This window comes from Thermoanaerobacterium thermosulfurigenes, from assembly GCF_051201035.1.
In the GTDB taxonomy this organism is placed as follows: domain Bacteria; phylum Bacillota; class Thermoanaerobacteria; order Thermoanaerobacterales; family Thermoanaerobacteraceae; genus Thermoanaerobacterium; species Thermoanaerobacterium thermosulfurigenes.
Genome location: NZ_JBPODR010000011.1, coordinates 65052 through 89476, shown reverse-complemented (window position 1 = coordinate 89476; position 24425 = coordinate 65052). Strand labels below are relative to the sequence as shown.

The following is a 24425-nucleotide window of genomic DNA, read 5'->3' as shown; positions in this document are numbered from 1 at the left end:
TCTATATTTTTTGAAGAAACTTTTAATCGAAGTAGAAACCTTATTATCAATTTGGTAATTTTGTGTTATACTATTCATAGCATGAGCCTCCAATTGGTTTATTTTTTGATAATTCAATTATACCAAAAATGGAGGTCTCATGCTATTTTATAGCCAAATAATATTGAATTATCAAGGTACAGAGCTACTTTTATAAGTGCGAAGTTTGAGTTATTAAAATATATTTGATTTGTTAAAGGGCAAATAATAGTCTTTAGAAGTCATTTATTATATAATAGATATTAATTTAAGACTTAAGACAGTATATAAAGAAGGAAAGTGGGAAATTTATATGGAATTTTCAACTCAAGGTGAAAGACTAAAGAAAATCAGGAAAATGCTTAAGATGAAACAGAAAGAACTACAGGATAAAAACATTACCAGAGGTTTTATAAGCATGATTGAAAGCGGTAGAAGCACTATGAGCAAAGAAACAGCTTCTGCCATTGCAAAGAAACTTAATAAAAGAGCCAAAGAAATTGGCATAAATCTAAACATAGATGGTGAATACCTTTTAATGACACCTGCAGAAGAAGCCGAATACTATTGTATCCAAAAATTAAAAGAGATTAACAATGAAGAGGATTTAAGCAAAGTAAATGAATTACTTGAAATTGCAGAAAAATACGGAAGAAAGCGAGTAAACGCACTGATAAGCATTAAAATTGGCGACATAATGTATAATGCAAATAAATATATAGATGCAATACTAAATTACAACAAAGCCCTTGAACTATTGATGATGTATGGATTCAAGGAACAGATACCATACGTTTATAACATGTTGGGCGTTTGCAAGATGAATATAACTGATTATGCAGAAGCAATATTTTACTTTGATAAAGCCATGAGTTTTGCTGAGGAAACAAATGATAAAAGTATAAGAAATAAAGCGATTTATAATATTTCATTATGTTATAAACACATTGGCAAATATGATGTTGCAATAGAATATGTTGAGAAATTTCTTAAAGATTGTAATAAATCCGATGAACTTATTAACTATATTTATGCAAGTTCTATAAAAGCCAATTGCTTCAGGGAAATGGGCTTTCTTGAAAAATCTTTAGACGCATATAAAAATTTACTAAATAATGTTAATGATGAAGATTCAATATCAGGATTGATTTACAGCAATATTGGCGAAATTTATGCAGATCTAAATGATTATGAAAAGTCTTTGGAGTATTTTGATAAAGCAGAGAAAATAAGGCGTAACAAAGATGAAAAGTTATTGTCCCACACGCTTATTGAAAAAGCCAATGTTTTATTAAAAATGGGGCACATCAAAGAATTTATAAATCTCATGGAAGAAGGCATTTCGATAGCTAATAAAAACAATGACATAGAATACATCATAATGGGAAATTATAGATTGGCTGATATTTATAAGCAATTAAATGATAGAGAAAAAGTGATACACATATACAATAAAATATTGGAAGTCGCCAAAAATATAAACAGCATAAAAGAATTGCTAAAAGTCCATATAAAGCTATCCATATTGTATTTAGAAGATGGTAATGCAGACAAGTGTAATAATCATTTGAGTAAGGCTGATAAAATTGTAGAATCAATAAGACAGTAATATATACAAACATTTCGGGAGGATAAAATTTGAATATGTTCAGAATATATAAGGCAACAAAAGTTGCCGAAAATATTCTAAATATTAAAGGAAAAAGCAATGAATAAAAATATCAGGTTATTACTTTTTGCAAAATGGATTTCTAATTTTGGGACACAGCTTCATAGCCTTGCTTTTCCAATAATTGTATACAATCAGACCCATTCGTCTACTATATTGTCACTGGCCTTCATTGCTGAAACATTGCCGTGGCTTTTTATAGGACCAATTATTCCTCATACTTTAAGTAAAAAGATGTCTGATAAATTTATTTTAGTCTTATGTGATTTAATGAGATTTTTGATTGTTGTTGGAATATTAAATTTTATTAAAATACCATATATCGTTTTATGTTTGATATTTTTCTTAGGCTGTTTTAATTCAATATACGGTTCATTTAGAACAAGCATAATTAAATCAAATACAGATGATTTAACTTTGACTAAAACAATTGGGATTTCTTTAGGAGTAGATGATCTAATTAATATGCTAGCACCGGTTTTTGGTGCATTGTTGATTTCAATAGGCATTTTACCTACTATTTTTTTAATGGCAGATTCAGTTAGCTATTTATTGAGTGCATTTTTAATTTTAAAAATTCAGAGTCATGAGGACAAACATTTATCAGAAAGTGAAAGCAATCTTAATTTTTATCATCAGGCAACTGAAGGCTTTCATATTATATGGAATAATATAGAGTTAAAATGGCTTGTTATACTTGAAGGTATTCGCTCACTTGTTGAAGGTATTTCCATACCTCTTTTGATACTTTATGTTACGCAAATTCTTTTAAAATCGGAATCTACTTTTGCCTGGTCAAGAGCGATTTCGTCTATTTTTTCTATTTTAGCATCATTGATGTACATCAAGTTTGAAGCGAAATTGGCGAAAGGAAAATTTGTTAATATTGGAACTGCTTTTTAACAACTTCTTTATTATCAATGGTATTTTTTAATGAGATATACGTGTTTTATTTAGCATCTGCTTTTAATGCATTTATATCAAGTCTTTATCTTTTAGGCTATGGAATTTCAATTTTCCAACGAGAAGGAATTTCGGTGGTATATTTTTATGCTATAAGTGGATTTTTATTGTTGTTAGGATATTTATACAAAGCACCATCAACTTTAAAACATACTTTGCTGCTGCAAAGGGATTTGGAAAATTGATTTTAATGGGAAGCTTTTATCTGGTATAAATAAATTGCTATTAGAATAGGGTTCATTGCGAACCCTCTTTTAACCTCCTAAGTATGACTTTTTAACCCTTTCATCGTCTTTTAAGACAGATGCAGCACCTTCAAGGGAGATATTGCCTGTTTCAAGGACGTATGCTCTGTCTGCAATGGATAGAGCCATTTTAGCGTTTTGCTCTACCAAAAGGATGGTTGTGCCGTCTTCATTTATATTTTTTATTGTCTTGAATATGTCTTGTACTACAATCGGTGCAAGTCCCATTGATGGTTCGTCTAACAAAAGCACTTTTGGCTTCGACATCAATGCACGCCCTATTGCCAGCATCTGCTGCTCACCACCGCTTAATGTGCCGGCAATCTGTTTATGCCTTTCTTTTAAACGTGGAAATAGGTGAAATACTTTTTCCATGTCGCTTTTTACCATTTTGTCTTTCCTGAGATATGCTCCCATCTCAAGGTTTTCCATGACAGTCATGTTGGCAAATATTCTTCTTCCTTCAGGCACTTGGCAGATGCCCATAGCAACTATATTTTGAGCGGGTTTTTTCGTTATGTCTACATCGTTGAATTTGATGTAGCCTTTTTTTGGCTTCAATATGCCTGATATCGTCATTAAAGTTGTGCTTTTGCCTGCGCCATTTGCACCTATTATAGTCACGATCTCACCGTCATTTACTTTTATGTCTATGCCTTTTAAGGCGTTTACCATTCCATATGATACATTGAGATCTTTTATTTCTAACATGATTTAAGCACCTCCTTCAATTGATAAAATTTCTTTTTCATCAATGTCTTCTTCTCCAAGATACGCTGCTATTACTTCTGGATTTTTCTTGATTTCGTCTGGTGTACCATGTGCTATTATTTTTCCGTAGTTCATGACGTATATGTCTTCACAGAGATCCATCACCAGCGACATGTCGTGTTCAATCAAGAGTATCGTTATGTCAAATTTGTCTCTTATGAATCTAATTGTGTCTGTAAGCTCTTTTGTCTCTTGTGGATTCATTCCTGCTGCAGGTTCATCTAAGAGCAAAAGCTTTGGCTTTGTTGCCAGTGCTCTTGCAATTTCAAGTCTTCTCTGTTCGCCATAAGGCAGATTTTTGGCAAGGTTTAAAGCGTGCTTATCAAGATTGAATATTTTAAGGAGATCCATCGCTTGTTTGTCTTGTGTTTTTTCTCCATCTAAGTATTTCTTGTGCTGAATAAAGGAGCTTAAAAGTCCGTATTGCACGTGAATGTGCTCAGCTATTTTGACATTGTCAAGGACAGTTAGGTTTTTAAATAGACGTATGTTTTGAAATGTCCTTGCTATGCCAAGCTTTGTGTTGTTGTAGGGCTTTTGAGATATAGCTTTTCCGTCAAATGTCACTTTTCCTGATGTAGGCTTGTATATGCCGGTTATTATGTTGAATACTGTTGATTTTCCAGCACCATTTGGTCCTATAAGTCCTGTAAGAGAGCCTTTTTCCAGTTCTATGTTGACGTCTATCAAGGCTTTTATGCCGCCAAAGTCTATAGATACGTCTTTAATTGACAGTAAACTCACTGCTTTTCTCCCCTTTCTTAAATAGTTTTTTGAGAGAAAATTCTCTTGTACCCATCAATCCTTCTGGTCTAAATAGCATTACGATAATTAAGAGGAGAGCGTATATTACCATTCTTAGTGCAGCATAATCCTGCAAAAGTGCGTATACAAAAGTTAAGAAGATGGCTGATAGGATAGATCCTGTTATGCTTCCAAGTCCTCCTAATACAACCATTGTTAAGATATCGAATGATTTCATGAAGTTGAATGTCTCTGGCTGTATGATGTAGAAGTTGTGAGCGTAAAGGGCACCGCCTATTCCTGCGAAAAATGCACCTATCGTAAATGCCAATGTCTTGTAGTATGTCGTGTTTATACCCATCGATTCGGCAGCTGTCTCGTCTTCTCTGATTGCTACACAGCATCTGCCGTAGCTGGAGTTTATGAAGTTTCTGATTAATACAACAGTTATGACTGCTATCCAGAATACCCACGTCCAGTTTGTGTACTTCGGTATTCCAGATAGGCCGCTTGCTCCACCGACGTATTCAGTGTTTAAAAAGATTACCCTAATTATTTCTCCGAATCCAAGTGTTGTTATAGCGAGGTAGTCTCCTTTTAATCTCAATGATGGTATTCCTATCAAGATTCCGGCTATTCCTGCTGCTATGCCTCCTACTAATAATGCCAGTGGAAATGGAAGTCCTAACTTGTATGTTATGATAGCTGATGTGTATGCACCGATTGACATGAATCCTGCATGACCTAATGAAAATTGTCCAGTAAAGCCATTAATCAGGTTGAGGCTTACAGCAAGTATTACATTTATGCCCATGAGAACTATGTTTATTTCGTAATAATCGTTCAATATATTTGTTGACAGTAAGATTTGTATTATACCGTAAAAAGCCAACAGCCCTAAGAAAATCAACAACCTGTTTTTCAATATCTGCTTCAACTTTATCACCTACACTTTCTCTCTTACGTTTTTGCCAAATAGTCCTGTGGGCTTGATTAAAAGTATTATGATGAGTATTGCAAATGAAACGCCGTCTCTGTATAAAGAGCTGCCGTAGCCTGAAACAAGTGCTTCTATGACGCCCATCAAAAGGCCTCCTACCATAGCACCTGGTATTATTCCTATTCCGCCTAATACTGCTGCTATAAATGCTTTTAAGCCTGGCATGATACCCATCAGTGGGTCAATGGAATTGTAGTATATGCCAACTAAGACGCCTGCAACAGCAGCAAGGGCAGAGCCTATGGCAAATGTGAAAGAAACGGTCCTATCTACATTTACGCCCATAAGTCTTGCAGCATCAGGGTCTGTGGAGACAGCTCTCATGGCTTTTCCTATTTTTGTCTTATATATAATAAGCTGAAGTCCCACCATCATGATTATGGATACGACAAATATGACGATTTGCTGGTTTGATATGGTGATTATTCCATTGAAAAATGAGTACATGTGCTGCTTGAAAATCTGAGGATATGTCCTGACCTGTGGTGATAAAAGGATTATACCTCCGTTTTCCAGCAAAAGTGAGACACCGATGGCTGTAATCAATATTGAGATTTTTGACTTATCCCTTAAAGGTCTATATGCAACTCGCTCAATTGTCACACCTAGTATAAGGCTTACTAACATTGCCAATAGAAGAGATGGTATAAAGCCAAGGTGAAAGTATGTTGATGCGAAGAAGCCTGTAAATGCACCTACCATATATATATCGCCATGAGCGAAATTTATAAGCTTCATTATGCCGTAAACCATAGTATATCCAAGGGCAATGAGTGCGTATATGCTGCCTAAAGATAAACCATTTATCAACTGCTCAATAAATGTCTTCATAAACATCACCTCAAGTAAAAATGTATTAAAAGAACATAAGCGGCCACAAGGTGACCGCATTGCCGTATTTCTTTAAAGTTATCTTATGATTATTTATTCAGCACTTACTTTTTTCTTAAGTGTCTGTTTACCGTCCTTCAATTCGATGATGACTGTCTGTTTTATAGGATTGTGTTGTGCATCTATCGAAATATTGCCTGTAACACCTTTGAAATTTTTCAGATTTGCCAAGGCTTCTGTTATCTTTGCCGGGTCAGTTGAGTTTGCATCTTTTATCGCTTGTACCAACATGCCTGCTGAGTCGTATGCCAAAGCGGCAAAAGCATCAGGTTCTGTACCGTAAGCGTCTTTGTACTTCTTTATGAAGTCTTGAACAGTCGGATCTGGATCTGTTGATATAAAGTGGTTGCTGTAATAGACGTTGTTTAATGCAGATGCACCTGCTATCTTTAATAGATCAGGTGAGTCCCAACCGTCCCCACCAAGTAGAGGTGTATCTATGCCCATCTCTCTTGCCTGTTTTGTTATCTTTGCTGTGTCTTGATAATATCCGGGTATGAATATGACGTCAGCATTTAATCCTTTTATCTTAGTAAGTGTTGATTTAAAATCTTGATCACCTGCCACATAAGCTTCTTGGTCTATTACCTTGCCGCCAAGTTTTTCAAATTGTTCTTTGAAACTTTGAGCAAGGCCCTTGCTGTAGTCGCTTTTGTCATCAATGTATATGACAGCGGTTTTTGCATTTAGATCCTTTGCGGCAAATTCGCCCATTACTTTGCCTTGATATGGGTCTGTGTAACATGCCCTGAATATTTCGCTTTTTACTTTGTTCGTGTTTGGATCAACAGTTACATCAAAAGATGTACCGGATGGAGTTATAAGAGGTATGTTTTTGCTTAATGCAATTGAAGAAGCTGCTTTTGTGTTGCCTGTTGTGGCAGGTCCTAATATTGCCACTACATTGTCTTCAACGATAAGCTTTGTTGCCTGATTTATTGATTCATCTGTCGCAGATTTGTTGTCGGCTTTAATAAGATTAATCTGCTTGCCAAGAACACCGCCGTTCTTGTTGACATCATCTATATACAGTTTTACTGCATTATACTCAGAAGTTCCGTATGACGCTACTTGTCCTGTCAATTCAAAAAGGGCTCCCACGTTTATTTTGTTGCTACTTGTAGCGCTGGTATTTTTGCTGCATCCAGAAAACAGAAGTGAAGCTGTCATTATGCCGACTAAAAGCATTGATGCTTTTTTTAACGAATTTCTCATAGATATGTCCTCCCATTTTTTAAAATTTAATAAAATTAAAATTTTTCTCTACCGGTAGAAAAATTAAAGAAAACAGACGATAAATTTACTATAATTATACTTTATTGATGATATTTACATCAAGATTAATTATTTTAAGGCATATTCAAATTTTCTAATAAATACTACAAAAAACTTTTATTGACTAATAAATGTTTTTATCTTACTATTTTATTAATTAATGAAAATTTTATCACAAGTGTCATTTGAAATTTAGCATGGTAGCACGGTAGGATTTTTGTTGTTGCCATGCAGGGGGAGGAGTTTTTATGAAAAGGTCTATCTTTGTTTTGGCAGCTTTTTTTATAATATCTTTTGCTATATCTGGATGCCAAAGCAAGACAACATCCACTGGTAGCACGGGAAAAATGATAACGATCGGTATCACACAGATAGTTGAACATCCAGCGCTTGATAGCGCAAGAGAAGGGTTTATAAAAGCTTTGAAAGACAATGGCTATGAAGAAGGGAAGAATGTCACCTATATCAAGGAAAACGCTCAAGGTGATATGTCGACGGCTGAAACAATAGCCAAAAAGTTCGTTGATAAAAATGTCGATTTAATTTTTTCCATAGCAACGCCTACTACACAGGCAGTTAAAAAAGCCACTTCTACTATTCCAATCGTGTTTACTGCTGTTACAGATCCTGTCGCTGCTGGGCTTGTAAAATCGTTGGATAATCCTGGCGGAAATGTGACAGGTACTTCCGATATGGAGCCTATAAATGATCAGTTAAAGTTGATAAAGGACTTGGTTCCAAATGCTAAAAGGATAGGGATAATATACAATGCAGGTGAAGTCAATTCTACAGTTCAAGTTAAGATTGCAAAAGACGATGCGGCAAAATTAGGCTTTAGCGTAAAAGAAGCTACTGTATCAAATAGCAGCGAAGTCAGCCAAGCGGCACAATCTTTAGTAGGGAAAGTTGATGCCATATGGCTTCCGACAGACAATACTGTTGCTTCTTCTGTTGCGGCTATAATAAAGGTCACCAATTCAGCGAAGATACCTGTAATAGCTGCAGAGAAAGGAATGGTTGAAGGCGGTTCATTGGCTACACTTGGCATAAGCTACAGCGATTTAGGCTATCAGGCAGGTTTGATGGCTATTAAGATTTTAAAAGGTGAAAAGCCTGCCAATATAAAAGTGGAAACTGCTAAGAATCTGCAGCTTATACTAAATCAAAAAGAAGCAGATGCCATTGGTTTTAAAATACCAGATTCTATCATGAAGAAAGCACAAGAGGTCATCAAATAAATAGATATAATTGGGGGTCTATACAATGTCTTTTGCCATTTCTACATTAGAGCAGGGGCTTGTCTATGGCATAATGGCACTTGGTGTCTATATATCTTTTAAGATAATAAATTTTGCTGATTTGACTGTAGAGGGCAGCTTCACTTTAGGGGCTGCCGTTACAGCAAAACTCATAACAAGTGGTGCAAACCCTGTTTTTTCTATTTTTATTTCCATCATTGCTGGGGGATTAGCTGGCTTAATCACTGGATTTTTGAATACGAAGCTAAAAATCACGGAGTTATTAGCAGGTATACTTACGATGACTGCTCTTTACTCTATAAACTTGCGCATAATGGGAAAATCAAACATACCTATGCTTAGCAATAGATCTATATTTGACTACTTTGATTTTGCAGGAAGCTATAAAAACATACTATTTTTTGGACTTATTGTCGTTTTTATGTTGCTTTTGACAAATTATTTTTTGCAGACGCGGACGGGATTTGCGCTGAGAGCCACAGGAAACAACCAGCAGATGGTTCGCAGCATGGGAATAAACACAAATGCTACGATTACGTTGGGACTTGTAATATCAAATGCTTATATTGCTTTGGCAGGATCGTTAGTGTCGCAGTATCAAGGCTTTGCCGATGCTGGCATGGGCATTGGAACACTTGTTGCAGGACTTGCTTCTGTCATTATCGGTGAAGTGTTGATAAGAGAGAGAAATATATTGTGGGCAGTGATTTCTGCCGTCGTAGGATCGATAGTCTACAGAAGTGCAATAGCAATAGCCCTTACAATAGGATTTAATCCGACGGATCTAAAACTTTTGACTGCTATCTTAGTAGTTGTGGCATTGTCGTTGCCTGGATTGAAGAAAATTGTTTTAAGCTCTAACTGAAAAGGGGGATTTACAATGTTAAAGCTTATAGATGTGGATAAATATTTTTATAAAAATACCCCTAATGAGATTCAGGTATTCAATAAATTGAATCTCGAAGTAGATGACGGTGATTTTATAACGATTGTGGGCAGCAATGGCGCAGGCAAATCTACGCTTCTCAATCTGATAGCTGGAGCGTATCCTGTTGACAGTGGTTCTGTCGTCATCGATGATTTGGATGTGACATCGTATCCTGAATATAAAAGGTCCAGATATATAGGCAGGGTATTTCAAAACCCTCTTTTAGGAACAGCTCCATCTATGACGATTGATGAAAATTTATCAATTGCTTATTCAAAAGGTACTGGACTAAACCTTAAAAAGGGGCTTAACAAGAAAAATAGAGAATTTTTTAAGGAAAAGCTGGCGGAATTAGGATTAGGACTTGAAAACAGATTGAAGACAAAAGTTGGGCTTTTATCTGGAGGACAGAGGCAAGCATTGACGCTTCTTATGGCTACATTTGCAAAGCCTAAACTGCTTTTGTTAGACGAGCATACTGCTGCGTTAGATCCAAGGACTGCCAATATAATAAATGAAATTACAAATAAGATCGTCTACGAAAACAAATTGACTACGCTTATGGTTACTCACAATCTGGAGCATGCTTTAGAATTTGGAAATAGGATAATAATGATGCATCAAGGACGTATCGTGCTTGATTTGAAGGAAGAAAAGAAAAATCTTACTGTAGATAAGCTTTTAAAGATGTTTAATGAGGTCAATGGTGCAGAATTTGTGGACGATAGGGTGATGTTGGCATAGGATTTACTCACACCCGTTTCTTGTTTTGAATATAATGAGATTAAAAGGATTCAACGAGAAATGAGGTGTTTTAATGCAAAATGAAGATATTAAAAGTTTTGATGCGATGGATGAAGAAAAATTGGAAAAATTGATGGATGCGATATCGCCAATTTTAGAGGAGATGGAGACAGATACACAGCCTATTTATATAGCAAAGTTCATACTTTTTGTTTTTTTACTTATCTTGATTAACGATACAAAATTTTCTGCCATTGCACTGAATGCACTTTTGGCTGCTTCGGATATTATTTCATTTTTCCCAGCCATATACAATATCTATTCTGCCGAACCAATTTCCCTCGAAGCACCAAATGAAAACAGCAAACTGCCTAAGCTTGTATTTCCTCCACCAACAGGCATAACTAAAGATACATTTTTTGGCTTTACACTGCTTTCTATTTTTACGCTATTAGGTTTTTCCAATCTTCAGTATCTGTATGCGATTTATGCGGCACTGACGTATACATTCATACCGGGTGCTACGGCTAACCTGATAATAGGCTTGCCGACGCCGATTCCAGCTAATGAAAATGACGTAAAAAAAGATTAAAGTATGAGGCAATACCTCATACTTTTTTTAATGCCATTTCTATATTTATTATTCCATATCCTTGTGAATAATACCTGTAGTGGTCAACATTTGTTGTAGTCGACTTTAAAATATTTTTTACTTGGTAATTTGTCAATGATGGGTTTTTCTCCAAAAGAAGTGCGGCAGCACCTGCTACAATTGGTGTTGCCATTGATGTGCCAGACGCTGTTCTGTACGATTTGTTGAGAAGGATGTTGTCGTCAGTCCCTAAAGGCACATTCCCTGATGCAGTTGATACGATCTTTACACCGGGTGCTACTACGTCAGGTTTCGGCAAGAATGCAGATCCTCTTCCTGAAAAATTAGCAATTTCATCGTCTGAAGTGTCAACGGTTCTTTTGTCATCAACTGCACCAACTGTTATAACATTCATGCTGTTTCCTGGCGATGTGACGGAATTTATAGATGGTCCTGAATTACCGGCTGCTACTACAACGACTAAGCCACTTCTCCAGAGTTTATCCACTCCTTTGACAAGTGGGTCTAAAAAAGGCGGCAATGATGGCGTTTCACCGATGGAAAGCGATACGATTCTTATATTGTATTTATCTCTGTTGTCAAGTATCCACTGCATACCTGTCAATATATCTGATGTTGAGCCGCTGCCTCTGGAATCTAAAACTTTTACTGATACTATATTTGCTTCAGGCGCTACACCTTTGTACTTGCCATCTGATAAATAGCCACTGGATGCGGCATCACCTGCTACATGTGTGCCATGGCCGTTGTCATCGTATGGACTTTTTTTCCCGTTTACAATGTCGTGGAATGCAATTATCCTGTTTTTTGGCTTGGTAAAGTCTGGATGAGGGTATATTCCTGTGTCTAAAAAAGCGATTGTGACGCCTTTACCAGTGTATCCATGATCATTTGCCTCTCTTGATTTGATTTCTTGTGTGGCAATGTTAAGCTGTGTTTTTACAGTTGAATCTTCGGCTATAAATTTGATACCTTTATTTTTTGCGATGCTGTTTAGCTTGTTGCAAGGTATGTTTACAGCCCAACCGTTAATAATAGGCAGTTCGTACTTTATCGTTCCTCCAATTGATTCTATCTTCTTTTTAAGCGCATCGTACGGCAAGTTGGAATACACAATAGCGCTAACACACTCACTTCTATATGTGGAAGCTTTTCGTAGTAGCCTTGAGTCTATTTTGCTTTTGGGATAAAGGCTTTGAATAACACTTGACAAAATTAGAGCAGAAATTATATCCATAAATTGAATCCCCCTTTCTTATATCAGAATATGTTTAAGGCAAATTTTTGTTAGTTTTAAAAATAGAAGTGTCACAAATATTGGCGATGTCATATTATGTATTAGGTCAAAAAGACCTGACATAAATCTTGCGAAAGGGGGATATTTATATGCCCACAGAGAAAGGTGCATCATGGATAGGCGGTGGATGGTTCTGGATTATAATTATAATACTTCTTATCTTCTTGTTTGTACCTGGCTTCATAGTTGAAGAGCCTAAAGCTTGATTAAATTTTAAATTTTTAAAAGGAGGATTATTATGGCAGGAACAAGTTCAGTATTTGGCGAAAGCAATTTGCTGTTCTTCTTCTTAATTCTCGTTGTCCTTATGGGCGGCGGATGGTTTGGCGGAGCATGGTCAATGGAAACATTGCTGTTCTTCTTCGTACTATTAGTCATAATCATGGACGGTGGAATGGGATTATTCTTGAATCAAGTCAAATAAAGTAAATGGTCCTATCTTGCGGTAGGACCATTTGTTTTACATAAAAGACGAAATCAATATCAATAATTAAAAATAAGAATATAATGAATTAAAGTAAATTAAATGGAGCTGATCTTATGAATATATCTGGAAATACGCTTCTATTCTTTTTTGTCATATTGACTGTTGTAATGGATGTAAAGTTTGAATTCGAAGATTTGCTGTTTTTCTTTCTTCTGTTAGTTGTCTTGCAGCAAGACAAACCGCGGAAAAAGGCAAGGCGCTTTTTGTGGTCATTGGCCACCATGAATTTCAGTAACAATATTTAACACATCACGTATAATGTATTAGGTCCTTGAGGCCAAAAAATAAAGGAGGTTTTTAGTATGCCTGAAGGAAAAGGAGCAGCATGGGGCGGCGGATGGATCTGGATCATAATCATAATACTAATAATTTTCCTCTTTGTACCTGGAATATTTGTGGTCGATAAATAATGTAAAGGGGGTTTTCATATGCCTGAAGGAAAAGGAGCAGCATGGGACGGTGGATGGATTTGGATCATAATAGTGATTTTTATAATCTTCTTGTTTGTCCCAGGTATTTTTGTGGTGGATAAGAAATAAAAGCATGGGGCAGGTGATAATAAACCTGCCCTATACATATATTATTTAAGAAGTATTTATGGAAATGGGGGATTTGCCGTGGATAAAGAAAAATTACTAAAGGTATTGATAATTGAACTTTTTATAATATTTTTTATAAGGTTTCAAATTTTTGATGGCTTAAGCATTGAAGGAGAAAGGCAGCTTTTAAAGAAAAAAGAAGGCGAGGAAATTGTGGAGCATGATAAAGATGATAAAACAGAAAGTAAAAAGAACGACGAGAAGAAAAGCGATTTGGATATATTTGAGATAATAGAGAAAAGCAAAAACTTTATGGGGAGCGTAAAACCGTATCTACACAGGAAAGAACAGTACTACATAGATATATTCACAAAAATTGCCGAGATACTTGAATGCCACAAACAGTTGATGGAATTTAATCAAGAAGCTGAAATGCAAGAAGATGACTTTGATCAGATTGGGATGTTAAAAGCGGTAAAACCGTACATGAAAGAAGATAAGCAGATGATCATAGACAAATTTATAAAGCTTCATGAAGGGATACAAAACCTAAACGAAAAAATGAAAAAATACGAAGTGGAAGGAGATAAAAATAACATCATAGATAAAATTCTGGATATTTTTGAAGCGATAAAACCTGTTATTCCAGATGATAAAAAGGATATGGCAGAAAAAATCATAAAAAACATAAAGCTTGTAGAAGCTTTGAACAAGGCTGAAAGCATTATGAATTCAAAAAATAGTGAATCAAGGCACGAGAAGGTAGAAGAAAGCGATAGAAGCGATGTGAAGAATAATTTGTTTGACAGATCTGAAGAAAATAAAAAGACAGAAGAAGTTAAAGATGCAGAAGACGCTGTAAATGATGAAATGGTGGAAGGTGTAAAAAGCAATGATGTGGAAAGGGAAATAAAGAAGGACGATGTGCCGAAAAATCTTGGACTTACAAATCAGCAGTCGGAAGTGGTAAACGGTCTTAAATCAATGCTTACGAAAGAACAGCAGCAGTTTATGTACAACATGATAAATTATCTAAAACAACAAAGTTCAAATGGCAATGTAAATAATGTTGCAGGTGACTAAAGCCTGCATTTTTTTGCGTAAATTTAATATTAATCGTATAATTAGAAGATAAATGGGAAAAATCTATAATAATCGTCTAAAACGGCAAAAATTAGAGGAATTTGGAGTTTGCTATGAACTTGTAATTAAACTAATATAAAAAGTGTGATGATTAGCACTCGTCATGAATGAGTGCTAACAAAATTCGAGGAGGGATATTATGAGATTAAAACCACTTGGTGACAGAGTTGTAGTAAAGGTTACTGAAGCCGAAGAGGTAACAAAAGGCGGCATTGTATTGCCTGGCACTGCAAAAGAAAAACCTCAACAAGGTGAAGTACTTGCTGTCGGCTCTGGTGAATACATAGATGGGAAAAGAGTCGAACTGGAAGTGAAAGTTGGAGACAAAGTAATATTCTCAAAGTACGCTGGCACAGAAGTAAAACTTGATGGAGAAGAATATCTTCTCTTAAGGCAGAGCGATATATTAGCTGTAGTAGAATAAGGAGGTAGAAGAAATGGCAAAGAAAATTTTGTACGGTGAAGATGCAAGAAAGGCTTTGGAAAGAGGCGTAAATGCTGTTGCCAACACAGTTAAAGTAACATTAGGACCAAGAGGCCGTAATGTTGTTTTAGATAAAAAATATGGTTCACCAACAATTACAAACGATGGTGTTACAATCGCAAGGGAAATTGAATTAGAAGATCCTTTTGAAAATCAAGGTGCACAGCTTTTAAAGGAAGTTGCAACAAAGACAAATGATGTAGCTGGCGATGGTACGACAACAGCTACTGTATTGGCACAAGCCATGGTATTGGAAGGTTTAAGGAACTTAGCTGCTGGTGCGAACCCAATGCTTTTAAGACGCGGCATGGCAAAAGCTGTCGATGCTGCTGTTGAAGGATTAAAAAATATTTCAAAGCCAGTAGAAGGAAAAGATTCTATAGCACATGTTGCATCAATTTCAGCGGCTGACGAGGAGATCGGCAACTTAATAGCTGAAGCAATGGATAAGGTCGGTAAAGATGGCGTAATAACAGTAGAAGAATCAAAGTCAATGAATACGACTATTGAAATAGTAGAAGGAATGCAGTTTGACAGAGGCTATATTTCACAGTACATGGTAACTGATACAGATAAGATGGAAGCAGTTTTGGATGATCCTTTAATACTCATCACAGACAAGAAACTTTCAAATATCCAAGATTTGTTGCCATTGCTTGAACAAGTAGTACAACAAGGAAGGAAGCTTTTGATAATTGCAGATGATGTTGAAGGTGAAGCACTTGCAACATTAGTAGTAAATAAATTAAGAGGTACATTTACATGTGTTGCAGTAAAAGCTCCAGGATTTGGCGACAGAAGAAAAGAAATGCTTCAAGATATAGCTATCTTGACAGGTGGTCAAGTAATATCTGAAGAAGTGGGCCTTGATCTCAAAGAAGCTAAAATAGACATGCTTGGTCGTGCAAGACAAGTAAAAGTAACAAAAGAAAACACTACAATAGTTGATGGTGCGGGAAATGCTGCAGACATAAAGAACAGAATAAATCAGATAAAAGTTCAGATCGAAGAGACGACGTCAGATTATGACAGAGAAAAACTGCAAGAAAGATTGGCTAAGCTTTCTGGCGGTGTCGCAGTAATTCAAGCCGGTGCTGCTACAGAGACAGAGCTTAAAGAAAAGAAACACAGGATAGAAGACGCGCTTTCAGCTACGAGAGCTGCTGTTGAAGAAGGTATAGTTCCTGGTGGTGGTACAGCACTGTTAGATGTTATACCAGAAGTACAAAAAGTAGTTGACTCTTTAGAAGGTGACTTTAGAACAGGTGCTCAAATCGTATTGAGGGCATTAGAAGAACCAGTAAGGCAGATAGCAAGAAATGCTGGTGTAGACGGTTCAGTGATCATTGAGAAGATAAAAGAATCAAAAGATCCTGCTTTTGGTTATGATGCATACAAAGAAGAATTTGTAGACATGTTAAAAGCAGGTATAGTTGACCCAACAAAGGTTACGAGGTCAGCACTCCAAAATGCTGCATCTGTTGCGTCTATGATACTTACAACAGAAGCTGTTGTGGCAGACATACCAGAAAAGAATCCACCAGCTCCAGCACCAGGAGCAGGCATGGATATGATGTAAGAAAAATAACCGGGGATGCCCGGTTATTTTTTTTGTACTGTTGACATGGACATCTAAATTTGTTATATTGTTTAGTAATTTAATAATAAAATCTTATCCGCATATAATCTGGTGAATAGGCACTGGAGTATCTACAAAGAGCCGTAACTCTTTACTATGGGGAGTTATTGTTGTACTCTTTTTTGCCTGAACGAAATTCTCTGTTCGGGCATTTTTATTATTAAACTCAGGCATAATAAATTTTAAAGGAAGGGGATAAAAATGGCTGATAAATTCGTTAAAGAAGGACTGACATTTGATGATGTACTGCTTATACCGGCAAAATCTGATGTGCTGCCAAAGGAGGTCGACACTAAAACACGCCTTACAAATAGTATAATGTTGAATATACCATTGATTAGCGCAGGAATGGATACAGTGACAGAGTCTTCTCTAGCTATTGCCATAGCAAGAGAAGGAGGAATTGGCATAATACATAAAAATATGCCTATAGAAAGACAGGCTTTAGAAGTAGACAGAGTTAAAAGGTCGGAACACGGTGTTATCACAAATCCTTTCTATTTGACACCAGATCACAAGATACAAGATGCTGTAGAACTTATGGAGAGATATAGAATATCGGGAGTGCCTATAACAGTTGGCAGCAAACTTGTGGGAATAATTACCAACAGAGACATAAGATTTGAAAGCAATTTAGACAGGCCGATTAAAGAGGTCATGACAAAAGAGAATTTAGTCACTGCACCTGTTGGGACTACTATAGATGAGGCTCGGGAAATACTTAAAAAGCATAAGATAGAGAAGTTGCCGCTTGTGGATGAAGACAACAATTTAAAAGGATTGATTACCATTAAAGATATTGAAAAGGCCGTAGAATATCCTAATTCTGCAAAAGATTCAAGAGGAAGATTGCTTGTTGGTGCTGCTGTAGGTGTTTCTGCAGACGTGATGGAAAGAGTAAAAGCATTGGTGGATGCAAATGTGGATGTTGTGGTTGTTGATACGGCTCATGGACATTCTGTCGGTGTCTTAAATACGGTGGAAAAGATAAAGAATAGATTTCCTGATCTTCAGATTATTGCTGGAAATGTGGCGACTGCAGAGGCTACAAGAGACTTAATAGAAAGAGGTGCTGATTGCGTTAAGGTTGGCATTGGACCTGGTTCGATTTGCACAACGAGAATCGTAGCAGGCATTGGAGTTCCTCAGATTACAGCAATTTATGATTGTGCGGAAGAAGCCGATAAATATGGTATACCTGTAATCGCAGATGGTGGCATAAAGTACAGTGGAGACATTGTCAAAGCGATTGCTGCTGGTGCATCTACGGTAATGATTGGAAGTCTTTTTGCAGGGACTGAGGAAAGTCCTGGTGAAGTAGAAATATACCAAGGAAGAAGCTACAAAGTATATAGAGGAATGGGCTCAATATCAGCAATGAAAAGCGGAAGTTCTGATCGGTATTTCCAGGAAGGTATGAAAAAGCTTGTTCCCGAAGGTGTAGAAGGCAGAGTGCCGTACAAGGGACCTTTGAAGGATACTGTTTACCAGATGATTGGAGGTTTAAGGGCTGGAATGGGCTACTGCGGTGTCCACAACATTGAGGAGCTCAGGACGAAGACGAAATTTATAAAAATAACGAATGCAGGATTAACTGAAAGCCATCCACATGATATAATTATTACGAAGGAAGCTCCAAATTATAGTATTAAATAAAGGAGGATTTTGATGGGTATTAATAGAGAAGTTATATTGATACTTGATTTTGGCGGCCAATACACGCAGCTTATTGCAAGGAGAATAAGGGAAGCAAATGTGTTTTGCGAAATTGTTCCGTACAATATAAAGCCAGAAGAAATTGAGAAAAGACAGCCTAAGGGTTTGGTCTTATCAGGAGGACCTGCCAGCGTTTATACAGAAAATGCACCAATGTGCGATGAAGGCATATTTAAGCTTAACTATCCTATTCTTGGCATTTGTTACGGTGCACAGCTTATGACGATGATCCAAGGCGGTAAAGTTGCGGAAGCACCTGTAAGAGAGTATGGCAAAACAGACGTTGTGATAAACAACAATATTCCTCTGTTTAAAGGAATTGAAAAAGATACAAGCTGTTGGATGAGCCATACGGATCAAATAGAACTTCCACCTAAAAATTTTAAAGTCGTTGCATCGACAGCAAATTGCCCTATTGCAGCAATCGCCAACGTAGAAGGAAAGCAGTATGCCGTACAATTCCATCCAGAGGTAATACACACTCCAAGAGGTACTGAGATAATCAGGAATTTCTTGTTTGAAATATGCGATTGCTCTGCAGATTGGACAATGGATTCACTCATTGAGCAGACTGTAAAAGAAATAAGGCAAAAGGTCGGAAATGACAAGGTTGTCTGTGCTCTAAGTGGTGGTGTTGATTCATCTGTTGCTGCAGTTTTGGTAAATAGAGCAATACACGACCAGCTAATATGTATTTTTGTAGATAATGGTCTTCTAAGGAAAAACGAAGCTGAAAAAGTAGTCGACACTTTTAAAAACAATTTTGATATGGAGATAATAAAAGTAGATGCAAAGGACAGATTTTTAGAGAGGTTAAAAGGAGTTAAGGATCCTGAAGAAAAGAGAAAGATAATAGGAAATGAGTTTATAGAGGTATTTAAAGAAGAAGCAAAAAAAATCGGCGATGTGAAATATTTAGTGCAAGGCACTCTTTATCCTGATGTCATCGAAAGCGGAAGCCCTGTCGCGTCAACGATAAAAAGCCACCACAATGTAGGTGGATTACCTCAAGATGTAGGATTTGAGCTTATTGAACCATTGAGGATGCTTTTTAAAGATGAGGTAAGACAGGTTGGCAGAGAATTGGGTATGCCTGATGAGATTTTAAATAGGCAGCCTTTCCCGGGGCCAGGTCTGGCAGTCAGGATACTTGGGGAAGTAACAGAAGAAAAATTAAACATATTGAGAGAAGCTGACAGCATCGTGCTAAGAGAGATGAAAAAATACGGCTGGTACAACAATGTATGGCAGTCATTTGCTGTGTTGCCAGACATAAAAAGCGTCGGCATCATGGGAGATGACAGGACGTATGCATACCCAATAATTTTAAGGATTGTAGAAAGCAACGATGGAATGACGGCAGACTGGGTGAAGATGCCATACGATATTCTGGAGGACATATCTACAAGCATTGTAAATGAAGTTTACGGTGTAAATAGAGTCTTGTATGACATTACATCAAAGCCTCCAGCAACAATTGAGTGGGAGTAACACGAACATTTTTTAAAAATATCAAAAAAATATTCGTAAAATTATTGACTTGAATTGAAAAACTTGATATTATAATTGTGTCAGGACAAGTAAATAATAGCTCATATAATTCTGAGAATACGGCTCAGAAGTCTCTACCAGACAACCGTAAATTGTCTGACTATGAGTGAAAGTGTACCTGAGGGTTCCAGCCTTATTTGTTCATGCTTTTGAAAGCTTAAAGGCGTTCGGACCGAGCGGTACAGGCATTGTATTGCCACACCTGTGGGATAAAAGCCCGGGAGGATAGGTTTCACTCTATGTGTTGGAATCTATTCTTTCGGGCTTATTTATTTTTAAAATTCGTTTTTATTTCAATCATAAGGAGGATTATAATGGTAAAAAACAACGAAAAGAGAGGCTTTCTTGACAATTTCTTCAAGCTAAAAGAAAATGGTACTTCGGTAAAGACAGAGGTCATTGCTGGTATTACAACTTTCATCACGATGGCTTACATCATCTTTGTAAATCCATCGATACTTATGCAGGCTGGCATGAATGCGAAAGGTCTTTTAGGCACTCAAGCAGTAAAAGCAGGTTTATCTATAGCAAATGACCCTGTAATAGGCGCGGTTTTTGTCGCTACTATATTATCGTCTGTAGCTGCTACTTTAGTCATGGGGTTGTTTGCAAATGTTCCATTTGCTTTATCGGCGGGAATGGGCATGAATGCCTTTTTTACATTTTATGTCGTATTGACATTGCACTATTCTTGGCAAGCTGCACTATCACTTGCACTTATAAGCGGTATAATAAACATCGTTATTACTGCTACTAAATTAAGGATACTTATAATAAAGGCTATACCGCAGTCATTGAGAAGTGCTATTGGTGCTGGTATTGGACTTTTCATTGCAATCATAGGTATGGAAAACGGCGGTATTGTAACGAAAAGCAGCGATACTCTTATAACTTTAGGAAATTTCAAGGATCCAGGTGTAATACTTACTGTAATCGGCATTGTAATAATTGCCATACTTATGAGCAGAGGCGTTAAAGGCGCTATACTGATAGGCATAATTGCCACGACGATTATAGGTATACCGATGGGAATAACGAACATTTCTAATCTTAAGACGATTGTACAGATGCCTCCAAGTTTGGCACCAACATTTATGAAGTTGGATTTTGCTGGACTATTAAAGCCTGGCACTGATGGAAATATCATTTCGATACTTACAGGCCTTATAACTGTCATACTGGCGTTTAGCTTAGCTGATATGTTTGATGCAATAGGCACATTGATTGGCACAGGTACAAAGACAGGGATTTTTAAAGAAGATGATTTTGAAAAATCAAATGGCGGTTTCAAGACGAAATTTGAAAGAGCTTTATTTGCAGATGCTATAGGCACAACATTAGGTTCTTTCTTGGGTACAAGCACTATAACTACTTATGTTGAAAGTGCGTCAGGCATAAGTGAGGGTGGTAAGACTGGTTTGACATCTACAGTCGTTGCAATTCTTTTCTTGGTGTCATTATTCTTTGCGCCAATAATAGGAATAGTGCCATCTCAAGCCACGGCACCTGCCCTCATCATCGTTGGGGCATTGATGATAGGCTCTGTGACAAAGGTGAACTTTGAAGATTTTAGTGAAGCATTTCCTGCCTTTATGACAATTGCTATCATGCCATTTACTTACAGCATATCGAACGGCATAGCTGCAGGATTTATATTCTATCCAATCACAAAGATAGTTGTTGGCAAGGCTAAAGAAGTTCATCCATTAATGTATATAATTGGATTTTTGTTCTTGTTAAGATTTGCATTCTTTATGGGATAAAGCAGATAAAATGCAGAAAGGAAGAAATTCCTTTCTGCATTTTGCAAATAAAACAAATATAGAGGAGGAGTCTAACGTTATGGTGAAAGTTGCAGTCGTCATGGGAAGCGATTCAGACTTTCCATTGATGAAGAAAGCATTAGATGTTTTTAAGCAGTTTGGAATTGACTATGATGTAAGGGTTATTTCAGCACATAGGACACCAGATGTGGCACATGACTTTGCAAAAAATGCAGCTTATAGAGGATACGAAGTCATAATAGCGGCAGCAGGAAAAGCAGCTCATTTAGCTGGTGTTATGGCATCTATGACGCCGCTTCCTGTCATTGGAGTTCCTGTAAAATCATCTACATTAGATGGCTTGGATTCGCTTTTATCTACTGTTCAAATGCCTCAGGGGATACCAGTTGCCACTGTTGCCATAGACGGAGCATACAATGCGGCATTGTTGGCAGTAGAGATACTTGGAGTAAAGTATCCTGAGATTATGGGAAAAGTCGTTGAGTACAAAAAGAATTTAGCAGAGGAAGTTATTGAGAAAGATAAAAAATTACAGGGGGAGATTTTATAATGGAAAAGTTAAGCATGTTGTACGAAGGAAAAGCAAAAAAGGTCTATAAGACCACAGATGAAGATTATTACATTATTGAGTACAAAGATGATGCTACAGCATTTAACGGCATAAAAAAAGGTACTATTCAAAATAAAGGCGTGTTAAACAATGAAATATCTGCGATTTTGTTTGAGCTACTTGAAAAAGAAGGTATTCCAACACATTATGTAAAAAAACTTAATGACAGAGAAATGCTTGTTAAAAGCGTAAAAATCTATCCTATTGAAGTTTTAATAAGGAATTATGCGGCGGGAAGCATATCAAAGAGATTAGGAATAGAAGAAGGAACAAAACTTAAAAGGACGGTTTTAGAATTCTGCTACAAGAACGATGAACTTGGAGATCCTTTCATAAATGAATACCACATAGAAGCGATGGAATTAGCTACAAAGGAAGAAGTGGAAACTATAAAAGAATATTCTTTTAAGATCAATGATATACTTTCGAAATTTTTCACATCAAAAAACATCATTTTAGTAGATTTTAAATTGGAATTTGGCAAATCTAAAGATGGCATAGTTTTGGCTGATGAGATTTCACCGGATACGTGCAGATTTTGGGACAGTGTAACGAAGGAAAAACTGGATAAAGACAGGTTTAGAAGAGATCTCGGAAATGTAGAAGGAGCTTATGTGGAAGTATTGAATCGACTTGAAAAACAGTGAGGTAAAATTATGATTGAAACTGTAAAGTTAAAAGAAGAATGTGGAGTATTTGGAGCATTTAGCTTAAATAGCCCAATACATCACCATATATACTATGGACTTCAAGCACTGCAACATCGTGGTCAGGAGAGCGCAGGTATTGCTGTGCTAAAAGGCTCATATGTAAACTGCATAAAAGGCATGGGGCTTTTATTAGAGGTATTTTCTAAAGAAAACATAGATGACCTTGAAGGAAATGTGGGGATAGGTCATGTAAGATATTCGACTACTGGAAACAGCGATGCCTGCAATGCACAGCCATTTGTTGCGAATTTTAGCAGCGGATATATGGCTTTGGCGCATAACGGCAATTTGATAAACGCATTAGAGCTTAGAAAAGAGCTGGAAGAGGAAGGTAGGATTCTTCAGACTACATCTGACAGTGAGATAATACTTCATTTGATTGCTAAGTATTATCGCAACGGGCTTGTAGAATCTATTGTAAAAACGATAGAAAAGATTAAAGGCTCGTACGCATTGGTCATATTGATGGAAGACAAGCTAATTGGAATAAGAGATAAAAATGGCATTAGACCACTTTGCATAGGCGTAAAGGATGGCAATTACTATCTATCATCTGAATCATGTGCACTGGATGTGATTGGAGCAGAGCTTATTAGAGATGTAGAACCTGGAGAGATAGTGATAATAGATAAAAATGGTTTAAACTCTGTGAAAGTCGATACCTTTGAAAAAAAGATGCCATGTGTTTTTGAGTATATATACTTTTCAAGGCCTGACAGCGTCTTAGAAGGAGTCAGTGTTTATAAGGCAAGGTATGAGATGGGAAAGAGATTAGCCATTGAAAGCAGTGTAGATGCTGATTTGGTGGTACCTGTCCCTGATTCTGGAGTACCGGCTTCACGAGGATACTCTTTTCAATCAGGTATTCCAATAGGAGAGGGTCTTATCAAAAACAAGTATATAGGGCGAACCTTTATCTGTCCAAAACAGAAAGACAGAGAAATCGGTGTACGAGTCAAATTAAATGTCTTAAAAGAGCTGGTAAGGGATAAAAGAATCATATTGATTGACGATTCTATTGTACGAGGCACTACTATGAAAAGGCTTGTTTCCCTTTTAAAAAAAGGTGGTGCAAAAGAAGTGCACGTAAGGATAAGTTCTCCACCTGTTAAGTATTCATGTTATTTTGGAATAGATACTCCTACTAAGAAGGAACTGGTAGGTTCATACATGGAAGTGGAAGATATCAGGGATTACATTGGAGCAGATAGCTTAAGCTTTTTAAGCTTAGAAGGTCTAAGAGAAAGTGTGGCTTTAGAAAGCATCTGCGCAGCATGTTTTGATGGAAAGTATCCTATGGAAGTCCCAAAAGAAGGCAGCAAATACCTTTTCGAAAAAAAGTAAA

At 36.7% G+C, this 24425-nt stretch carries 23 protein-coding genes and 2 riboswitches; of the genes, 17 read left to right on the top strand and 6 right to left on the bottom strand.

All coding sequences use genetic code 11. The features are described 5' to 3' along the window. Positions 1 to 331 precede the first annotated feature (331 nt). Positions 332 to 1627, top strand: a complete 1296-nt coding sequence (locus HNR52_RS06275; RefSeq protein WP_435620001.1) for a helix-turn-helix domain-containing protein — start codon at positions 332 to 334, stop codon at positions 1625 to 1627. A gap of 99 nt (positions 1628 to 1726) precedes the next feature. After that, on the top strand, positions 1727 to 2590 hold the full coding sequence (locus HNR52_RS06270) for an MFS transporter (protein WP_435620000.1): 864 nt from the start codon (positions 1727 to 1729) through the stop codon (positions 2588 to 2590). A 314-nt stretch (positions 2591 to 2904) separates the two neighbouring features. On the opposite strand, the gene HNR52_RS06265 is transcribed toward HNR52_RS06270, so the two are convergent. The 5 genes from HNR52_RS06265 to HNR52_RS06245 all read right to left on the bottom strand — a co-directional run bounded on the left by HNR52_RS06265 (position 2905) and on the right by HNR52_RS06245 (position 7516). Then, positions 2905 to 3606 carry an ABC transporter ATP-binding protein gene (locus HNR52_RS06265; protein WP_435619999.1) on the bottom strand — a complete coding sequence of 234 codons (702 nt, stop codon included), beginning with the start codon at positions 3604 to 3606 and terminating at the stop codon, positions 2905 to 2907. 3 nt (positions 3607 to 3609) lie between these two features. Continuing rightward, positions 3610 to 4410 carry an ABC transporter ATP-binding protein gene (locus tag HNR52_RS06260; RefSeq protein WP_013787484.1) on the bottom strand — a complete coding sequence of 267 codons (801 nt, stop codon included), beginning with the start codon at positions 4408 to 4410 and terminating at the stop codon, positions 3610 to 3612. Then, positions 4391 to 5347 (bottom strand): branched-chain amino acid ABC transporter permease, encoded by a 957-nt coding sequence (locus HNR52_RS06255; protein WP_435620003.1) that lies wholly within the window; start codon positions 5345 to 5347, stop codon positions 4391 to 4393. The genes HNR52_RS06260 and HNR52_RS06255 overlap by 20 nt, the downstream gene beginning before the upstream one ends. Positions 5348 to 5356: 9 nt before the next feature. After that, entirely contained in the window at positions 5357 to 6241 is an 885-nt protein-coding gene (locus HNR52_RS06250; RefSeq protein WP_435619998.1) for a branched-chain amino acid ABC transporter permease, read from the bottom strand. A 93-nt stretch (positions 6242 to 6334) separates the two neighbouring features. Further along, on the bottom strand, positions 6335 to 7516 hold the full coding sequence (locus HNR52_RS06245) for an ABC transporter substrate-binding protein (RefSeq protein ID WP_013787487.1): 1182 nt from the start codon (positions 7514 to 7516) through the stop codon (positions 6335 to 6337). A gap of 308 nt (positions 7517 to 7824) precedes the next feature. On the opposite strand from HNR52_RS06245, the gene HNR52_RS06240 reads away from it, so the two are divergent. From HNR52_RS06240 to HNR52_RS06225, 4 genes are all read left to right on the top strand, one after another. Continuing rightward, entirely contained in the window at positions 7825 to 8814 is a 990-nt protein-coding gene (locus HNR52_RS06240) for an ABC transporter substrate-binding protein (RefSeq protein ID WP_013787488.1), read from the top strand. A 25-nt stretch (positions 8815 to 8839) separates the two neighbouring features. Continuing rightward, positions 8840 to 9700: an ABC transporter permease gene (locus HNR52_RS06235; protein ID WP_013787489.1), complete on the top strand. Its 861-nt coding sequence runs from the start codon at positions 8840 to 8842 to the stop codon at positions 9698 to 9700. Positions 9701 to 9715: 15 nt separating this feature from the next. Further along, positions 9716 to 10507 carry an ABC transporter ATP-binding protein gene (locus HNR52_RS06230; RefSeq protein WP_435619997.1) on the top strand — a complete coding sequence of 264 codons (792 nt, stop codon included), beginning with the start codon at positions 9716 to 9718 and terminating at the stop codon, positions 10505 to 10507. A gap of 73 nt (positions 10508 to 10580) precedes the next feature. After that, positions 10581 to 11099, top strand: coding sequence for a hypothetical protein (locus tag HNR52_RS06225; RefSeq protein WP_435619996.1), 519 nt, complete (start codon positions 10581 to 10583; stop codon positions 11097 to 11099). A gap of 16 nt (positions 11100 to 11115) precedes the next feature. Here the strand turns inward: HNR52_RS06225 and HNR52_RS06220 are convergent, their stop codons facing one another. Continuing rightward, complete coding sequence (locus HNR52_RS06220) at positions 11116 to 12357, bottom strand: S8 family peptidase (protein ID WP_435619995.1); 1242 nt, start codon at positions 12355 to 12357, stop codon at positions 11116 to 11118. Positions 12358 to 12655: 298 nt separating this feature from the next. Between HNR52_RS06220 and HNR52_RS06215 the strand changes: the two genes are divergently transcribed. The 11 genes from HNR52_RS06215 to purF all read left to right on the top strand — a co-directional run bounded on the left by HNR52_RS06215 (position 12656) and on the right by purF (position 24424). Further along, entirely contained in the window at positions 12656 to 12841 is a 186-nt protein-coding gene (locus HNR52_RS06215; RefSeq protein ID WP_013787494.1) for a hypothetical protein, read from the top strand. Positions 12842 to 12957: 116 nt separating this feature from the next. Continuing rightward, the gene (locus HNR52_RS06210; RefSeq protein ID WP_013787495.1) at positions 12958 to 13149 is read left to right on the top strand and encodes a hypothetical protein; all 192 of its coding nucleotides are present in this window, start codon (positions 12958 to 12960) and stop codon (positions 13147 to 13149) included. Positions 13150 to 13521: 372 nt separating this feature from the next. Beyond that, positions 13522 to 14526: a hypothetical protein gene (locus tag HNR52_RS06205; protein WP_435619994.1), complete on the top strand. Its 1005-nt coding sequence runs from the start codon at positions 13522 to 13524 to the stop codon at positions 14524 to 14526. A gap of 199 nt (positions 14527 to 14725) precedes the next feature. Further along, a complete protein-coding gene (gene groES, locus HNR52_RS06200) occupies positions 14726 to 15010 on the top strand; it encodes a co-chaperone GroES (protein WP_013787499.1) in 285 nt (94 codons plus the stop codon). A 13-nt stretch (positions 15011 to 15023) separates the two neighbouring features. Beyond that, positions 15024 to 16649, top strand: a complete 1626-nt coding sequence (gene groL / locus HNR52_RS06195; protein ID WP_013787500.1) for a chaperonin GroEL — start codon at positions 15024 to 15026, stop codon at positions 16647 to 16649. 79 nt (positions 16650 to 16728) lie between these two features. Next, positions 16729 to 16826, top strand: a riboswitch (purine riboswitch). A gap of 84 nt (positions 16827 to 16910) precedes the next feature. Next, positions 16911 to 18365 (top strand): IMP dehydrogenase, encoded by a 1455-nt coding sequence (gene guaB, locus HNR52_RS06190; protein WP_435619993.1) that lies wholly within the window; start codon positions 16911 to 16913, stop codon positions 18363 to 18365. A 12-nt stretch (positions 18366 to 18377) separates the two neighbouring features. Next, positions 18378 to 19916 carry a glutamine-hydrolyzing GMP synthase gene (gene guaA, locus HNR52_RS06185; RefSeq protein WP_013787502.1) on the top strand — a complete coding sequence of 513 codons (1539 nt, stop codon included), beginning with the start codon at positions 18378 to 18380 and terminating at the stop codon, positions 19914 to 19916. 81 nt (positions 19917 to 19997) lie between these two features. Continuing rightward, a riboswitch (purine riboswitch) is annotated at positions 19998 to 20099 on the top strand. Between the two features lie 191 nt (positions 20100 to 20290). Further along, complete coding sequence (locus HNR52_RS06180) at positions 20291 to 21739, top strand: NCS2 family permease (RefSeq protein WP_013787503.1); 1449 nt, start codon at positions 20291 to 20293, stop codon at positions 21737 to 21739. A 79-nt stretch (positions 21740 to 21818) separates the two neighbouring features. After that, positions 21819 to 22310, top strand: coding sequence for a 5-(carboxyamino)imidazole ribonucleotide mutase (purE, locus tag HNR52_RS06175; RefSeq protein ID WP_435619992.1), 492 nt, complete (start codon positions 21819 to 21821; stop codon positions 22308 to 22310). Beyond that, complete coding sequence (purC, locus tag HNR52_RS06170; RefSeq protein WP_435619991.1) at positions 22310 to 23017, top strand: phosphoribosylaminoimidazolesuccinocarboxamide synthase; 708 nt, start codon at positions 22310 to 22312, stop codon at positions 23015 to 23017. Before purE ends, purC begins: the two co-directional genes overlap by 1 nt. Before the next feature lie 9 nt (positions 23018 to 23026). Further along, a complete protein-coding gene (gene purF, locus HNR52_RS06165) occupies positions 23027 to 24424 on the top strand; it encodes an amidophosphoribosyltransferase (RefSeq protein WP_435619990.1) in 1398 nt (465 codons plus the stop codon). Position 24425: the final 1 nt, after the last annotated feature.

Excerpts from the sequence above, each read along its gene's own strand:
- HNR52_RS06275 (WP_435620001.1), top strand. The coding sequence starts at position 332 with ATGGAATTTTCAACTCAAGGTGAAAGACTAAAGAAAATCAGGAAAATG.
- HNR52_RS06270 (WP_435620000.1), top strand. The coding sequence starts at position 1,727 with ATGAATAAAAATATCAGGTTATTACTTTTTGCAAAATGGATTTCTAAT.
- HNR52_RS06265 (WP_435619999.1), bottom strand. The coding sequence starts at position 3,606 with ATGTTAGAAATAAAAGATCTCAATGTATCATATGGAATGGTAAACGCC.
- HNR52_RS06250 (WP_435619998.1), bottom strand. The coding sequence starts at position 6,241 with ATGAAGACATTTATTGAGCAGTTGATAAATGGTTTATCTTTAGGCAGC.
- HNR52_RS06245 (WP_013787487.1), bottom strand. The coding sequence starts at position 7,516 with ATGAGAAATTCGTTAAAAAAAGCATCAATGCTTTTAGTCGGCATAATG.
- HNR52_RS06240 (WP_013787488.1), top strand. The coding sequence starts at position 7,825 with ATGAAAAGGTCTATCTTTGTTTTGGCAGCTTTTTTTATAATATCTTTT.
- HNR52_RS06235 (WP_013787489.1), top strand. The coding sequence starts at position 8,840 with ATGTCTTTTGCCATTTCTACATTAGAGCAGGGGCTTGTCTATGGCATA.
- HNR52_RS06230 (WP_435619997.1), top strand. The coding sequence starts at position 9,716 with ATGTTAAAGCTTATAGATGTGGATAAATATTTTTATAAAAATACCCCT.
- HNR52_RS06225 (WP_435619996.1), top strand. The coding sequence starts at position 10,581 with ATGCAAAATGAAGATATTAAAAGTTTTGATGCGATGGATGAAGAAAAA.
- HNR52_RS06220 (WP_435619995.1), bottom strand. The coding sequence starts at position 12,357 with ATGGATATAATTTCTGCTCTAATTTTGTCAAGTGTTATTCAAAGCCTT.
- HNR52_RS06215 (WP_013787494.1), top strand. The coding sequence starts at position 12,656 with ATGGCAGGAACAAGTTCAGTATTTGGCGAAAGCAATTTGCTGTTCTTC.
- HNR52_RS06210 (WP_013787495.1), top strand. The coding sequence starts at position 12,958 with ATGAATATATCTGGAAATACGCTTCTATTCTTTTTTGTCATATTGACT.
- groES (WP_013787499.1), top strand. The coding sequence starts at position 14,726 with ATGAGATTAAAACCACTTGGTGACAGAGTTGTAGTAAAGGTTACTGAA.
- groL (WP_013787500.1), top strand. The coding sequence starts at position 15,024 with ATGGCAAAGAAAATTTTGTACGGTGAAGATGCAAGAAAGGCTTTGGAA.
- guaB (WP_435619993.1), top strand. The coding sequence starts at position 16,911 with ATGGCTGATAAATTCGTTAAAGAAGGACTGACATTTGATGATGTACTG.
- guaA (WP_013787502.1), top strand. The coding sequence starts at position 18,378 with ATGGGTATTAATAGAGAAGTTATATTGATACTTGATTTTGGCGGCCAA.
- HNR52_RS06180 (WP_013787503.1), top strand. The coding sequence starts at position 20,291 with ATGGTAAAAAACAACGAAAAGAGAGGCTTTCTTGACAATTTCTTCAAG.
- purE (WP_435619992.1), top strand. The coding sequence starts at position 21,819 with ATGGTGAAAGTTGCAGTCGTCATGGGAAGCGATTCAGACTTTCCATTG.
- purC (WP_435619991.1), top strand. The coding sequence starts at position 22,310 with ATGGAAAAGTTAAGCATGTTGTACGAAGGAAAAGCAAAAAAGGTCTAT.
- purF (WP_435619990.1), top strand. The coding sequence starts at position 23,027 with ATGATTGAAACTGTAAAGTTAAAAGAAGAATGTGGAGTATTTGGAGCA.